The organism is Halomonas sp. YLGW01, assembly GCF_014840935.1.
In the GTDB taxonomy this organism is placed as follows: domain Bacteria; phylum Pseudomonadota; class Gammaproteobacteria; order Pseudomonadales; family Halomonadaceae; genus Onishia.
The window spans coordinates 1,811,213-1,826,658 of sequence record NZ_CP062005.1 but is presented as its reverse complement, the minus strand read 5'-3'; the positions used below and the strand labels follow the sequence as shown (position 1 = coordinate 1,826,658).

The window sequence follows — 15,446 nt, the reverse complement described above, 5'->3', positions numbered from 1 at the left end:
AGCGTCCGATATTCCTCTGAGACCCAGTCTCAACCGGCTGGTCGCAAGAGGTCGGGGTATCTATACCTGTCACTAAGCGGAAGGTAGTTGTAGGGCCACTAGTCTTTCAATGAAGGCCTGAGAGAACGCTAGGTCAGGGTCTACTGATCCTGTCTTATCGCCACTACTTCCCATGCTGATTTGCGTCGTTGAAGAGGTAGTGTTCTCTGCAATGGTTTCGCCAGCTGGCTCTTCATGAGCCATCGCATGAGTGTCAGTTGATGTCTGCTCTTGTGGAAATGTATCTCGAGAAATGTCGTATGCAGCTGCAGCGGATGAAATGGGGTTGGTAACTGACACCGTCACAGACGCCAGGTCATCAGGTAGGTCATCAGCAATGCGGCGGGCATAGCGTATCAGGTATGGTTCATTGAGCGCGTACAAATAACAGTCGACATCGTTGATGCCTTCTCGACGGATGATGCGGCCCAAAACTTGGCGGAAATGTTGCTCGGTTCGTACATGGCTGAGGTAGCAGCATACTCGCAGCCTGGGAATGTCTACGCCTTCACTGACCATGCCCACCGAGACGATCCAGGGGGCACTCGAATCGCGAAAGGCGCGTAAGCGGTTGTGTGCATCATACGATTTACTGGTTATGAGACAAACCGATTGGCCGAGATCCTCGAGGCGCTCGGTTAAATCCTCCGCATGCGCAATGTCAGATGCCACCACTAGACCGGCAGCATCGGGATCAAGTTGACGAAGCTGAGCGAGACGCTGGCAGCCAAGGGTTAGCACATGGTCCAGAGGCTCGTCATGCCGAAGCAACCCTGAGTAATTGATGGCAGGATGGCGTAGCAAGTGGGGAATGCTGGCGTAGTGTTGTGTCGCACGTTGCTGTTGCTGCGTGTGATAGGCCGTGAGTTGGATATCTCGATTGTCTACTAAGAGAACACGCGGGTAACGGCAGACTTGATCGCGAATGGCCTCTTCGAGCGAATAGATAAAGTCGGGCATCAGTTGTTGCCGAATGGCAGTACCGTCTGACCCGCCCTCGGGCAGGGCACTTTCTTCATCTGTGTCTAGGTAGCGGAGCAGTGGCAAGCGGCCGCCATCCGAGCGCCAAGGCGTACCCGACAGCGCCAGAGTAAAACGTACCTGACGTTCCAGTGCCAGTAGCCCCACCCCCCATTGATTGGCGGCGCTCGTTCCGCCGCTGTGACCAGCAGCATGATGGCTCTCGTCCCATACCAGCATTACTCGCCCTTGCTGGCACAGATGTTTTAGTTCCGACAAACGGTGATGCAGCGCATGGTACGTAAAAGCTGCACCGCCAGCGCCCAGTCGGCCATGCATGGCAAGGCCAGTAATCTTCTCGAGGGTATCCCTTGCTCGTTCAACGACCGAGGTGGTTGGCCCTAGATAGATGACATAGTCGATGGCGTCACCTTGGAGCAGTTCTTGGGCGAGTACAGCGGCCATCAACATCTTGCCGGCGCCTGGTGTCGCTTGGCAAAGGTAGTGGGGGTGCTCATCAGATAGTGTCTGCAGTGCTTGGTCGATGCAGCGAGCCTGCCAGGCGCGAAGGGAAGGCCGATCGTTGGAGGCCAACAGCATGTTGGCTTTTCTGGCGTTCATGTATCGTCCTCCATATCAATACGCTTGCGCAGGGTCAGGACAGCATCCAGGGCTCCTTTGGCTTCGCTGCCTCGTTGGCAGGCAGCCTGATGGAGGGGCTCGATGAGTGCCCGTTGTTCCGGGTAGCGCGAAAGGATATGGGAATAGTGGCTGGCCTCGCCTAATGCCGCCTGCATGTCGAGTTTTAGGCGGTGACACTCCTGATCCAGAAAGTCGACAAAAGACGGTGATGCCTCGCGAGTCAAAGGCGTGTCATGGAAGTTGGGGGAGGAGAGGGGGTTAGTAGGTGAGGCATCCCCGGATCTTGAGTCTGTGCTCCCATGTGCTCGTGCCACAGGAACCGCCGCTTGGTCGAGCATGAAGACGGGACGACGCCGACCCTGAAAGCCGACCTGATGCACCAAGCCTTGTTTTTCCAGCGCCTTCACACGGTCACGCACCCGAAACCGCAGCGTTCTAGGGCACGAGTTCGCTAACTCGGGCACTTTGAGTAGACGATCTCGCCACTCGCAGACAGTGAAACGCTCTGCCTGAGTCGCGTACTCGGTAATCAGCTCATCCAAGTGTTCATTGATGAGGCCGATCCCATGGGTATGGGGTGCTTCTTGATGAGCAGTCGACGCCTCGGAAAAAAGGGAGGTCATGACTTCACCTCCCGCGGGATATGGCTGTCGATTTGGGTGGTTGCCAGAACCCAGCGAATAGGCGTAAGGAGGCGCTGAGAGCGGATTGGTGCACGGTGATGGGAGGCCGGGGCATGGACTACGATCTTGTTATGCGCTGAGGCACGCATTCGCCAAGAGGTATCGTGGAAAGATGGGATCGATCCGATCATGGGTAGAGCTCCTTTGTGTTGGAGCCGCTCCCGCTGTCGCCAAACAGTGATGGGGGCGGCCGTACGCAGGTTGGCGAACCGGCCACAAAGGATGCCGGCAGACCCGAGGGTCTCCCACGCACGACCGCCATAACGCATGGCAGACACAAAAAAACGCCAACCATGGTGGGGCGCTTGTGCGCCTTTGTGAATCGGGTCGCCAAACCCGGCCGAGTGATTTAACTCGACACCCACAAGATAGCAAGGCTCGCGAGGCCTGTAAACTGTCGCTTCGGAAATGATGATAAGCTGCGAGTGGAATGATGTGAGGCGGTGCAGAGCAGGTGCTACATCGACCCTGTATGTCTTCCTCGCCATAGGGGGTTGAAAATTAGATAGTAGTGTGCGGGTTAATATTTAATTGAGTGTTCATTGCTTATTTGTTATTTATATTTATTTGTTTCGGAAAAATTATTTCCTCTCGCTGGTTGCTTGTGAATTCGGTGGGTTAAAATATATATGTCGACTGTGGGGCAACAAGAGCTGTACCAAAAAGAAAATGGCTTGATTTTTTCAATGTCAGATGACTTGGGTTGTCTGAAATATACATAGTTCTACCTTGTGTTGTGTAGTCCTTTTCATAATCGTAAAAATTAAAATTTCTGTCACTTATTATGTGGCGTAAAATGTATAACTGTCAGCATTATAAGCCTCGGTCGGTCGGTCGGTCGGTCGGTCGGTCGGTCAGGAAGGTTAGGCCGCCAAAGGCGGCCTTTTAAAATATCTTGCAGGGAAGTTGTGGTTACTCCTTGTCTTAAGCGTTCAGGAATCTTTCCTCTGGTTTTCAGAGTTCCTGACCACTGCTAGCAATCTACTTGCACTCTCGGCAAGAAAATCGCTCGATGTGCTTGTTTTACATATGCTATTGTCCTCTTCTTCATCAATGGACTTCGGAACATCCTTATGGATGGCTTTGTCGGTGTTGGTCTCCTTACCGGTATGGGCTACCTTGTCCGTGCTGGCTACCTTAAGGGCGTTGGCCACCTCATTGTCGCTGGTTACCTTGTTGGCGCTAGCCTGACTGCGTGCTCTTCGCAGCGATTGTTCTACAAAGCTAGTGCCACGCTGGTTCGCCAGCAGCCACACATAATGCCGCCTTTGAAGCGTTTCTCCACCGTAAAGGCTATTTTGTATTGCCTCTTTTATATGGCTGTTGTTTTCTATGTGAGCAATGATTCCATGGATTTCTTGTGTCTTGTTTTTGTCCGTTTCTGGCATTTGATGTATCCGGCTTAGCTGCCCAAAGATGAATCTCACCAAGTCTATATCGCCAGGTGGGATATCATCGATATCAATCCTTATCGTGTGTAGGGTTTTGATGTCAATTGGAATATTTCTGCCTTTATTTTTGGGGAGTTGGTTTATTACGCTATCGCGATTTATTAGTTCTTCCTCTGGCCATTCTTTGCATGTCAATACGACTGGCAGGGTATCGAGTGTTACTCTCTCGAGTCTGCCGTTAGATCTCGGTGCTTGAGAGCGGAGAAGCTCTATTAGTGATCGCTCGACAATACTTCCTTTTAAATAGTATTCGTGCCCTGAAAGAATGCTGTAGTAAGTAGTGATTGACATTTTTCGGCTCCAGGTTTTTTTCGCAGAAATGCCTGGTCGAGGCAGACGGTTACTCGACGTTTAAGCCTTTTGGGCTGATTTTTTATGCGGAAAACCGCGATGCGAATGGCTGGAGCCACTCTTTTTTAACACGCAAAAAACTCATCTCTATTAGAGTTGAGATAACAAAATCGATGCGAGGTAATTATTGAACTATTGCGCTAGGGAGTTCGCGCCAAGGTACTGCGTAAGTTCAAGGCGACGAGGAACTCGCGACACGCGCTGCCGGTAGCATCCAACCTACTGGAGCAAGACGTTATCTCTTGGGCATCAAACCAGAAATGGGGCGGCGATATCACCTAGCTGGCTACCGATGAAGGATGGCCCTGCTTGATGGTACTGATCGGTCTCTACTCGCGCGAGGTGCGAGGGTGTTATCCAAGCACCTGCAAGAGACAGAAGAGAAAAGAAAGAGTGCAAAAGCAGGGTATATTGCACGCCCGGTGCCACGATTTAGCGTGCGGGGACAAGAAGCTGTAGAGGCATACATGCACGACGTAGATGTGCACGGTATTTAAGCTAAGTTGATGCGGTATGGCCGAGATGCTTTTGGGGTGGCTCGGACCACCTCTCCATTAAGAATACCGGGCAGAAAAAATTAGGTCAACCAGTGGGGGCCAATACCCAGCGGGTAAATCTACTTCCGGCTGGCTTGGTTGCGGTCCTTCTTGCGTGCCCATGCAAAGCTAGCTGCGAAGAACGTAAGTGTCACTCCGAGTATAGCCAGCGGCAGTGCGATTTCGGGTTGCATACGTTGTCTCCTTAACTGTATCCAGTTATCGAGAGGCGTGGACACCTATTGACATTATGCCGCCTAAAGCACCCTGTAAAGCTTTATAGCCTCTGTTCAAAATACAGCGCTTCTCGCTCTGCACGGTTCCAGGATCCGCCGGTGATTGAAACAGTCGACCCATTTCTCGGGTGGTGAGCTCATCGACTTCGAGATGCCGCCATGGTCCTGGGTGGCGGATCACTTCAGTCTTGAACACCCCGATCTTTGTCACGGCCAACGCGTTGTTGAAGTACTTGTGCCATGGCTCCTCCTAGTACCATGGACCATTACACTCCGGGCTAAAAACCTAGCTCATCCGCGTACGCAGGATGCGTCGACAATTCAACCCTTTGGGAATTCTGCCGTTTGACCAGTATACTTAATAAGAGGAATCCACCCATGGCACTACCGAGGGAGGCCAATATGAGCAGTTTACCAACGAAGCCTGAAGATCAGCGCCCGGAGCTCCGAGGCAGGTCACGCTCAGGGCGCTCGGTCCTGCTAGGGGGTGCCCGTAAGCCAAGAGGTGTCTGGGCCAGCTCCGAGGAAATGGAGCGGGCTTGGAAAGAGGCGCATAAGCGTTCTCTCGAGACGGTTGGGCGCCGCCGGAAGGAATTACTGGACTCCATGTGACCCCTAGGTAGCTCCAGAAACCATTAGCCCACCCTTCACAGGAGTTGGTTTTTTCATACCTACATTAGCTGGCTGCGAGACGTTCCCGAGTATAGGTCGTGTAGATAGTTTGAAAGACGCTGATGAGCTGGTATGTCGCTCTGATACGGCCCGACACTAGCAGCGGCTGACCCGGGTGTACCCCAGGCAACTGCTGGGAGGCGACGACACGCTCACCCAAGGGCGATATTGCCCCAGCAAGCGATGGGGCTTGAACGATGCCACCGGGCCACTACGCAAAGCACTGCTTCCTCTGCAAACCCGCACCTATGCCGACGCAACAGGGCATCGACATGGCCTGAGTGTCTGACGACGTGACCTCTTGCATCGCTACTGTCACGGCTCAACCCGACCACTGCGCGTGCCATGAACTGCGATACGCAGGCACTGTCGGGGCATGGTTGATCTTGGGGTAATCAGCCCCGCCTCTCCGAGCTCTAACTCGAGTTGCCGGTGATCCTCAGCAGCTGGAAAACCGTGATCGGCGCCACCGCTTGGCTGATCCCCGAGACCAATAACGACCTCAGCAACCGCATGACCTCCTACCCAGAAGCCGGTCCACCGGTGAGGTGAGATCTCCGCTACGTTTACCCCGATAGCAGGGGGCTCACGATGCAGCGAGATCGTCATGTCGAAGCGCAGACCATCACCGTCCTTAAGGCCCACGAATGAGGTGCCTCGATCGCCGCGCTCACCCGGCTGGATGGTTTGGCCGAACAGACACCTTTCGTTGCAAGCCCCGACAGGGCGGCATGGGGGACGCGGGAACCAAGCGCTTTCGTGATCTGGAAACCGAAAGGCTCGCCTGAAGAGGCGGCTGGCCAAGCGCCCTCGACAATGCCGACCTCAAGGAAAATGTCTCGGGGCTGGGCTTTGGATAGGTCTCAGGAATGTGTGGGGCAAGCGATGACTAGCCTCACTCACGCGAAGCCCAGGAAGACGGCCAGCGCTCTGTTGACGGCGACCATGGCGCTGTCATCGAGGTGACCGAAGTACTCTCCAACTCTCTCGCGTTTCACCGTCATGGGTTTGTCCACCATGATCTGGGAGCGTCGGTGCAAGCCGTTCTCGGGGGTGGGCTCAACATCGAGGCGGATCAACGGTGCATTGACCCGGCTTCTGGAGAGCAGCAGCACCGTCACACTGCCTGTGCCGGCAAACTGGTCGGACTGGACGATGAGGGCGGGACGCGGCTTACCGAAATCACCCGATAGGGCAATGGTCACGAGATCCCCACGCCTCATGCGTCACCCTCGTCATCCAGGTCAAGATCCAGCAGAGCCGCGTCCATGAAGTCCTGCAGGTCGCGATCCCCGGCGTCGGCAGCTGCCACGAGAGCGCACTGACGGTGAGCCTCTTCGGCGAAGCCGGGTTGTCGAGTGTCCGGGACCCAGATTTGGATCGGGCGCAGGCCGGCCGCTCGCAAGGCGCCGCGGTGCTTCTTCACCCTGTTGTTTACATCGTTCGTAGCCACCATGGCGGCTCCTCCGTCTTGTTACATGTAACAAGTTAGCGCACATCTGCGTTACATGCAACGCGATTGTCCGAAAAACTGAACCGTACCGGCTTTCTCAGAGCCCAGGGATCAATGCTCGTCGCCACCGTGGCAAGGGGGTCGTTGAAGGCAGAAACTATGGCTACCTGCATTACGCAAAACTGGAGCTGACCCATAGCGTGCCGCCACTACCTCCACGGCTTGCAGCCCGCAATAGCCGGGACCGCCGCATAGGCGGCCCCGGCCTGGCCAAGTCTCATACGCTGCCCGCGCTATGACGCGGGCGGTTTCGCTTTATCGCCCCTGGCGCACTCGATTTTTTTCGAGTGTCCCTAGAGATTGTGGGTAGCCTCAAGGCCAGCATCTATAGGCAGCTTTTGATCTATTTAGATAGATCAAAATCGCATCCTGATGTGTTATAGTATATCAATGATTTTTGAGCTTTACTGCATAATGTGATCTAGTTTAGTAGATCATTATTCCCATGTGATATATAAAAGTAGATCAAATGAGTTATGGAACGGAAGAACTGGCTGCACGTCTCAAGGCCGCACGAGAAGCCAAAGGGCTCAACCAGCGGGAACTGAGCGCGCTTGCCGGTGTGCCGCAGTCGCACATCTCGAAGATCGAGAACAATGCCGTTGACCTGCGCGTCTCAAGCCTTTCCTCTATCGCCCACGCGCTGGACTTGGAGTTGGTGCTAGTACCCCGCAAGGCGCTTCCGGCTGTCCAGTCAATCACCCGCAACGTCGCCCGCGCGCCGGTCGTCAACGCCGAATCACAGCGGGAGCTCGACCGTATCCGCGAAAAGGTCAATGCCCTCGCAACCCATGCCTCCGGCGCGAACTTCGATAATCTTCAGCGCCGCATCCGCGAGATCACCCAAATTCGCAGCCAGATTGACCCCGAAATTTTGCAAAAGGTACGAGGCATTATCGAGTCTATCGAGTCCTCAGCCAGCAATGAGGCCGTTAATCGGGCCGCAGACACTATCCGCTCCCTGCGTAACCAGCTTGCCCATCGCGGCGTGTCCCATGAGAAGCCGCGCGCCCCAAGGCCGGCCTATCGGCTGGAGGAGGATCAAGATGGCTGATGTTTCTGTCCTTGATGTCCTGCTCTACGGGGAACCCGTCGGCACTCTTACCCATGTCGGCGGAGACCGGACGATTTTCGCCTTTAATGAAGCCTATATCGACGATTCTGACAGGCCGACCCAGGGACTGGCCTTCAAGGATGAATTCGGCGGACTGCTGACGGACTTCCGGGCCTACCAGAAGCGTGTAATGCCCTTTTTCTCGAATCTGCTGCCCGAAGGTCATCTGCGCAAGTACCTTGCGGAGAGTGCGGGGGTCAATCCCGAGCGTGAGTTTCATCTACTCTGGGCACTGGGTCACGACCTGCCAGGTGCGGTCACGATCAAACCCGCTGACGGCGAGGCATGGCCGCCGCTTGGTGGTAAGAGTAGCGATGCCGGTATCACCGAAGATAACCGCCGCGAGAACGCCTTGCGGTTCTCGCTTGCAGGGGTGCAGCTTAAATTCTCGGCAGTTCTCGCACCGACGGGCGGCCTGACGATTCCCGCCTCCGGTGTTGGTGGCTCATGGATCGTGAAACTCCCATCGCGCGAGTTCGACGGCGTTCCTGAAAACGAATTTTCTATGATGACGCTTGCGCGCCTTATCGGAATAGACGTCCCGCCGATTGATCTTGTCGATGTCGGCAGCATCGAAAATCTGCCTGAGGGAGTCGAGAAAATCGGCCAAAGGGCCTTCATTATCGAACGGTTCGACAGGCTGTCTGACGGCGGTGCCGTCCATATCGAGGATTTTGCGCAGGTCTTCGATGTCTATGCCGAGCATAAATACAAAACGGCGACCTTGCGCAATATCGCACAGGTGCTCGCCGCCGAGACCAGCGACGCCGATATCGCTGAATTCATCCGACGGCTGGTGTTCTGCGTTCTGACCGGAAACGGCGATATGCACATGAAGAACTGGTCACTCATTTATCCCGATCGGCGAAACGCCTCGCTCGCTCCGGCCTATGATCTTGTCTCGACTATTCCCTACATCCCCAACGACGATATGGGACTTAGGATCAGCCGGACCCGAGCGTTTTCAGAGCTGACCAATGACGAACTTGAGCATTTGGCAGTAAAGGCCGCCATTCCCGAAAAGCTTGTTCTAGATACGGCTCACGAAACAGTTGCGCGATTCCACCAGCACTGGCAAGCCGAAAAAAACAATCTCCCGATGATACCGGATGTGCGCAACGCTATCGATGCGCATCTCAAGAGTCTCCCGATAGCACGATAGGGGGGGTGAAGTGGACCCCATCCTTCGGACCACCTGACAGGTCATCTAAGCTCGGATCGGGTCATTATCGGCGTCAGGCCGCCTGTTTCACTGGTTGAGAGAAGTACATCTCATCCGGTGTGGCATCGTCCAGTCCTTGGTGGGGACGATCCCGGTTGTACCAAGTGAAGTAGCTGCCCAGCTCCTGCTTCAATACGGTTGACCCGCTGGCCCAGCCGATTGAGATGGACGGTCATCCGGCGTGATCCGTAGACCGGCGTCAGCAAGTGCTGTTCATCGATCAGGCGCATCAGCGCCAAATCCTCGGCCCGCCACTCCCGCTGTTGGTAGTACAGCGATGAGCGGCTGATGCCCAGCAGCTGGCACTGACGACCCAGGCTGGGTGTATCGGGAGTCGGCGGCTCGACCATGGCCCGGCGCTGCGCCCGGCTCAACGCTCGAGCCTGCGTGATAAAAAATGTATGGTCCGCCCCGGTGAGGCAAGTGCCTTCTACCTTGACGGGGACAGGATTGCGCTAATGTATCCGGCCTCACAATGGGCCACATATTGATGGCCCGGGCCATGATGGAAATCCGCGCATACCGATCCTTAATATCCCAAAGGCCTCGAAGGGCCGATTTTTTAACCAGGTTCTCGGTATGCCGTTGACCTGTTTCCGCCATCGGTTCCGGCGCTTGCATTCACTCGGTGGGAATCAACCTCCTGACATCTCTGCTGATCCTGAGGATGACCTGTGAGCTTTGGTTCAGGCGCTTAGCCGATGCGGGTCATATGGCACCCGATCACGCAAAACCCCATGAACGATTCGGGCCAGCTTGTTGGCCAGCGCGACGGCCACGACGTTGGCATGCTTGCGAGAACGGACTCGTTCGACCCACCGTCGCAGGCCATCATCAGCATCGCGCGTATGAATGACTCTCAGCACCGCTCGGGCGCCATGGATGAGCAGCATGCGTAGATGAGGATTGCCACGTTTCCCGATGCCTAACAAGCGAGTCTGCCCACCTGTACTGTGCTGACGAGGTACCAGGCCAAGCCAGGCGGCTAAGTCTCGTCCCTTGCGGAACGCACCAGCGTCACCGATACCGGCAGCCAAGGCAGTGGCAACGATCGGGCCGATGCCGGGAATGCTCATCAACAGTCGTAGCTGCGGATCATCGCGGGCAAGTGCTCCCAACTCGGTGGTTAGCGTCTCGATACGTTCATCAAGGCGGCTCATATCGCTCCAGAGCACAGCCAACAGTTCCCGCAGGCGGTGCGGTAGCCCGTTGTCACCATCTTCCAGCACCCACGGCAAGGCACGCCGTAATTGACGTATGCCTTTCGGCACCGTAATACCGAACTCCAGAAGGATAGCGCGAATGCGGTTTACCAAGGCCGTCCGCTCCGATACCCAGCCACTTCGCTGACGATGGAGGAGCTGGAGCGTTTGGCGGTCGATCGATTTGATCGGCACCGACCGCATGGTAGGGCGCGTAGCCGCTTCGGCGATGGCCTCGGCATCGGCGTAGTCGTTTTTCTGAGACTTGACGTAGGCTTTGACGTATTGAGCCGGTAACAGCCGGGCATCGTGACCAAAGGCCTCCGCTTTGCGCCCGATGAAATGGGCGCCAGCGCAAGCTTCGGTCGCCACGCGCGCCGGCGGCGTATTGCTGAGAAACCGTATCAATGCAGAACGTGAGAAGACCCGGCGCAACTTGACGTGACCACGGTCATCCAACGCGCAGACATGAAACTTGGATTTGCCGATATCGATGCCAATGGTAGCGATGGTCATGGTGCATTCCTCCTCCGCCTCGGAATGGTCTCATCCGGAAGCGTAAGTGGGAGGGGCGGACCATTCCATTATCCCGTTCCACCGTCAACTTACCGATCTCGCGGTAGAGGGTATCGACCTCTTCCTGGCTCTTCTGCGCGGCTTTGCCGCTGCTACCCTCGAAGAGATCGGCAGCGTTATCGAGTAGCTCACGCTTCCACTGGCTGACCATGGATGGATGGATCTCAAAGCGAGCCGCCAATGCGGAGGTGGTCTCATCGCCCTTCAACGCAGCGAGGGCCACCTTGGCCTTGAACTCACCGCTGTAATGCCGACGTTTCTTGCTCATGATCAGGGTCTCCTGGTCGGTCTGATCAGAGCTTAGCGCCTGGTCCGAAATTCGGGGACCACTTCAATATGTGGGAGCGTTTGATGGCCCAGAGCTTTCTAATCACCAATACTTTGGCAGCTATTGGCGATGATATTTGATTACTCGGACTTTCGTGCATTAGGGCTTGGAGCAATTGCCAATGGAGCAAGGGGAGAAGGTCACCCCTTGGCCTGCCCTTTTTGAATCAGTTGATAGACTCGGGCACTATCCTGATTTCGCCTGCGGGCAGCATGGATCGCCAACGACCAAGGACGCGACATGGCTCATCTTCAACGCATCGTGATGATCCACGGCCACCTCGAGGGGGTGGTGGAGCTCAGTGTGGACGGCCACACCAACATCTGCGGAACCAACGCCTCGGGCAAGACCACCCTGCAGCGGCTGGTGCCAGTGTTCTACGGCGAGCAGCCCAACAAGGTGGTGCCGAAGACACGACTCAAGTTCGACGCCTTCTATCTACCTCACCGCAATAGCTACCTCGTCTACGAGTATCGTCGCGAAGAGGGTGACGTCTGCCAGGCAGTGCTAACACGCAAGAGCGATGGTGGTGTGGAGTATCGTTTCGTCGGGGCCCCCTATCGTCCCGAGGACTATCTGGTGGAGAGCGAGGGTGGCGTTACCGCTCTGGACTATGCCCAGTGGGCCAACGGCCTGCGCCGCCAGGGCATCCCACCATCGGCTAAGTTGGGCGCCACCACTGAATACCGCGCGGTGATCCAGAATGACTTTACTCAGACCGGGATCCAGCCCAGAGGTAACAGCAAGGAAGGGCTGCGGCTTCGCCAGCTGGCGGCACGCTATAGCCTGGTGCGCCCCGGGCAACGTATCCGGCATATAGAGAAGCTGGTCTCCGCGGTACATGCCAAGGAAGGCAAGATGGACACCCTCAAGACCATGTTGGCGGCGATCTTCGAGGAGGACGGTGTCGAGCTGCCGGTGACCCGCATCCGTAATACCAAGGCTCGGGAGTGGATCGATCGCATGCGTCAATCGATGCGCCTGGAGCCCCTGCAGCGCTCGCTTTCGGACCTAGAGAGCCTCGACCGGGAGATCGCCGATATCGAGACCTCGCTGTGGCAGCTGCGGCCCCAGCTCGAGGCTGACCGCCACCGTGCTAATCGCGAGAGCGCAGATCTCGAAGCGCAGCTCCAGAGCCAGCAGCGCGCCTTCCAGGCACGGGAGGAGGCCTACCAGGAGACACGCGATGCGCTGAATGAACGCTTGAGTTCGCTCGATAGCGAGCTGAGCAAATCACGAGCCGACCTTGACGACCTGCAGCGCCAGTTCGAGGCCTTCGAGGAGGCCGACATGCCGAGTCTTGAACAAGACCTCAAGGCGCTGCCCCAGTGGCGCGACCAGCAACAACAGCTGCGTGAGCACCTGGAACTGATGCAGCAGGCGGTAAAGGAGAGCAAGGCCAAGCTAGAGGCTCGTCTGGTAGAGCTGGGCGATTCCCTTGAGCAGCGCCGCGATGAGCTTCAATCGCTGATCGATGCGCTGGGCGAGAAGAAGGAAGCCTGTCGCGATCAACAGAGCGATGCCGAGGGCCGTCTGGACGCGGATTATCAGACTCGCCGCCAGGCCTTGGATGACGATTACCGCACCCGCCTGGAGCAGGTCACCGCCAGGCTCTCCGTGCTCAAGGCACAGCTTTCCAGTAGCGCCCAGACGCCGGAGGAGGCTAGCGAATTCGAGCAGGCGCAGGCGCGGGTCGACCAGGCCCAGAGCGAGCAAAGTGCGGCTTCTGCCGCCATGGAGAGCGTTCGAGCCGAACTCGATGAGCATAAGAAGGAGCGGGAGGCCGCCGAGCGCGCACTGGAAAGGGCCCGGGCACAGCGCTCTCGCGCCGAGGCACGCCGCGATGCCTTACTGGTTCAGCGAGACCCCGCCCAGGGAAGCCTGCGTCACTTCCTTCGCCACCATCGCCCGGGCTGGGAGCAGGGCCTGGGCAAGGTGATCGCTCCGGAGCTGCTCGAGCGTCGCGACCTGGCGCCCCAGCTCAACGAGGACGCCAGCGACGACCTCTTCGGGCTGGTGCTGGATCTGGCCGCCATCGCGCTGCCCGACTCCGCCCAGGACGAGGCCAGCTTGCTGGCCGAGATCGAGGCCGCGGAGGCGACACTGGGTGAGGCACAGGAGGTCGAGAAGGGCGCCGAGAAATCGCTTCGGGCCTGCCACAACAAAGTGCAGGCAGCCGATGCACGCCTCGACCGCGCTCGCGGTACGCGCCGTCGCGCGGCCGAGGAGGTCGAGTATGCCCTGCAGGCGCGAAGCCAATGCCAGCAGCGCCATGCCGCCGCACAGAGAGCGCGCCAGTCCGCCTGTCGCGAGGCACTTGAGGAGCAGGAGGTCGTGCAGCAGGCGCTGAGCGACGATCAGCGTCAGGCTCTCCAGGCCCTGGCCGACGGCCACCGTGCCCAGCGGCTGGAGCTGACCGCCGACTACCAAGGGCAGCTGGCCGGCTTCCATCAACAGATCGCCCAGCACCGCCGCCAGCTTGACGACCACAGGGCAGAGAATCGTCGCCAGCGTGACGAGCTGCAGGCCGCCTTTGACCGCGACCTGACCGAGCAGGGCGTCGACCCGACCACCGTCCGCGAGACCCGCTCACGCCTGGAGGCCCTGGCCACCCGCATTCGCCAGACCACCGAGCGCGAAGATGAACTGAGGGAATATCGTCACTTCATGCGCGTGGAGTGGGGAGAGCGCAAGCCGCGCCTGGTGAAGAAGGAGGCCGAGCTCTCCCACGAGCGCCAGCAAGTCGAGCGCGAACGCGAACAGCACTGGGCCGACTTCCGCACCGCCCGCAGTGAGCATCAGGCGACGGTAAGTGCACTGAAGGCCCGCCGCGACGCAGGCAAGGCGCTGGTGGAGACCCTTTCTCCGCTGCTCGAGAAGCTCCAAACCTTGAGCCTCGAGCCCGCCCCGGCACCCATCGGCGACGCCCCGGGTGATGTTGATGAACGCATCGAGCGCGGTCGTCAGGGGCTTGCCGACCACGCCCGGCGGCTGGATGAGCTGCGTCGCGGCTGCGAGAAGATCGAGTCCGAGCTGATCAAGGGCGCCAGCGCCGACTTTCAGGAGATGCTTCAGGCCGAGCAGGCCAAGCTCGAGGGTGCCAGCCCGCGCCGGCTGTTGCCGGTGATCGCCGGTATGCTTCAGCTGCTCGAGGGGCAACAGCAGCAGCTGCTGCAGGAAGGACGTAACCTCAGTGACGACCTCGATAAGTTCTTCACCGTGTTCCGCGACCTCAACCGGCGCATCAATGCCCAGAGCCGCCGTCTCTCCGACGAGGTGGCCGACGATCTCAGGCTCGAGGGCATCGGTCGCGCCGAGGTCAAGATTCAGTCAACCATCGACGAGCTAGGTTTCTGGGAGCCGCTCAAGCGCTTCGCCCAGCGCTATCACGAATGGCGCGACTCGGGTCAGCCGCTGCCTGGTGACGACTACCTGGATGCCCTGGCCGATGTGGTGGAGCTGTTGCGCAGTGATCAGCAATACAGCTTCGAGAGCCTCCTGCGCCTGGAGCTTCACCTCAACGAGGGCGGCACGGACCTGGTCATTAGGAACGACCGCCAACTGCTGGAATCTTCAAGTCACGGCATGGCCTACCTGATCCTGTGCAAGTTTCTGCTCGCCTTCACCCGACTGCTGCGCGGCCAGGCTGAGGTAGCCATCCATTGGCCCATCGACGAGATCGGCACCCTGGCCTATCACAACGTCGAGAAGTTGTTTGAGGCCTGCGACAACAACCGTATCCATATCGTCGGCGCCTTTCCCAACCCCGAATCGGATGTGTTGTTGCTCTTCCACAACCGTTACCTGATTGACCGCGATGAGGCGGCACCCGACAAGCGACGCCTCAAGCGCATCGAACCTCGCCTGAGCCGCCTGGCCCAGCGTCTGCAGGCTCGCGCCGAGGAGACCGCCTCATGATCG

At 57.6% G+C, this 15,446-nt stretch carries 10 protein-coding genes and 2 pseudogenes; 4 read left to right on the top strand and 8 right to left on the bottom strand.

Annotated elements, in window-relative coordinates:
- Nucleotides 1-72: 72 nt before the first annotated feature.
- The 3 genes from IEJ03_RS08480 to IEJ03_RS08470 all read right to left on the bottom strand — a co-directional run bounded on the left by IEJ03_RS08480 (nt 73) and on the right by IEJ03_RS08470 (nt 4,066).
- On the bottom strand, nt 73-1,620 hold the full coding sequence (locus IEJ03_RS08480) for a DEAD/DEAH box helicase family protein (protein WP_192034439.1): 1,548 nt from the start codon (nt 1,618-1,620) through the stop codon (nt 73-75).
- Nucleotides 1,617-2,264, bottom strand: coding sequence for a hypothetical protein (locus IEJ03_RS08475; protein ID WP_192034437.1), 648 nt, complete (start codon nt 2,262-2,264; stop codon nt 1,617-1,619). The genes IEJ03_RS08480 and IEJ03_RS08475 overlap by 4 nt, the downstream gene beginning before the upstream one ends.
- Before the next feature lie 992 nt (nt 2,265-3,256).
- On the bottom strand, nt 3,257-4,066 hold the full coding sequence (locus IEJ03_RS08470; protein ID WP_192034436.1) for a hypothetical protein: 810 nt from the start codon (nt 4,064-4,066) through the stop codon (nt 3,257-3,259).
- A gap of 216 nt (nt 4,067-4,282) precedes the next feature.
- Here IEJ03_RS08470 and IEJ03_RS15900 point away from each other — a divergent pair.
- A pseudogene (locus tag IEJ03_RS15900) lies at nt 4,283-4,477 on the top strand (IS3 family transposase); the annotation flags it as partial.
- A gap of 505 nt (nt 4,478-4,982) precedes the next feature.
- Here the strand turns inward: IEJ03_RS15900 and IEJ03_RS15895 are convergent.
- From IEJ03_RS15895 to IEJ03_RS08460, 3 genes and pseudogenes are all read right to left on the bottom strand, one after another.
- Nucleotides 4,983-5,127, bottom strand: a pseudogene (locus IEJ03_RS15895) (IS3 family transposase); the annotation flags it as partial.
- Nucleotides 5,128-6,469: 1,342 nt separating this feature from the next.
- Entirely contained in the window at nt 6,470-6,793 is a 324-nt protein-coding gene (locus IEJ03_RS08465) for a type II toxin-antitoxin system PemK/MazF family toxin (RefSeq protein WP_192034434.1), read from the bottom strand.
- Nucleotides 6,790-7,026, bottom strand: a complete 237-nt coding sequence (locus IEJ03_RS08460) for an antitoxin MazE family protein (RefSeq protein WP_192034432.1) — start codon at nt 7,024-7,026, stop codon at nt 6,790-6,792. The genes IEJ03_RS08465 and IEJ03_RS08460 overlap by 4 nt, the downstream gene beginning before the upstream one ends.
- A 526-nt stretch (nt 7,027-7,552) precedes the next feature.
- Here IEJ03_RS08460 and IEJ03_RS08455 point away from each other — a divergent pair.
- Both IEJ03_RS08455 and IEJ03_RS08450 read left to right on the top strand, forming a co-directional pair.
- The gene (locus tag IEJ03_RS08455; protein ID WP_192034430.1) at nt 7,553-8,137 is read left to right on the top strand and encodes a helix-turn-helix transcriptional regulator; all 585 of its coding nucleotides are present in this window, start codon (nt 7,553-7,555) and stop codon (nt 8,135-8,137) included.
- Nucleotides 8,130-9,359, top strand: coding sequence for a HipA domain-containing protein (locus tag IEJ03_RS08450; RefSeq protein WP_192034428.1), 1,230 nt, complete (start codon nt 8,130-8,132; stop codon nt 9,357-9,359). Before IEJ03_RS08455 ends, IEJ03_RS08450 begins: the two co-directional genes overlap by 8 nt.
- A gap of 746 nt (nt 9,360-10,105) precedes the next feature.
- Here the strand turns inward: IEJ03_RS08450 and IEJ03_RS08440 are convergent.
- On the bottom strand, nt 10,106-11,137 hold the full coding sequence (locus IEJ03_RS08440) for an IS110 family transposase (RefSeq protein ID WP_192034424.1): 1,032 nt from the start codon (nt 11,135-11,137) through the stop codon (nt 10,106-10,108).
- Nucleotides 11,073-11,465 (bottom strand): transposase, encoded by a 393-nt coding sequence (locus IEJ03_RS08435; protein WP_192034422.1) that lies wholly within the window; start codon nt 11,463-11,465, stop codon nt 11,073-11,075. Before IEJ03_RS08435 ends, IEJ03_RS08440 begins: the two co-directional genes overlap by 65 nt.
- A gap of 300 nt (nt 11,466-11,765) precedes the next feature.
- Here IEJ03_RS08435 and IEJ03_RS08430 point away from each other — a divergent pair, with 300 nt between their 5' ends.
- A complete protein-coding gene (locus tag IEJ03_RS08430; RefSeq protein ID WP_192034420.1) occupies nt 11,766-15,443 on the top strand; it encodes an ATP-binding protein in 3,678 nt (1,225 codons plus the stop codon).
- Nucleotides 15,444-15,446: the final 3 nt, after the last annotated feature.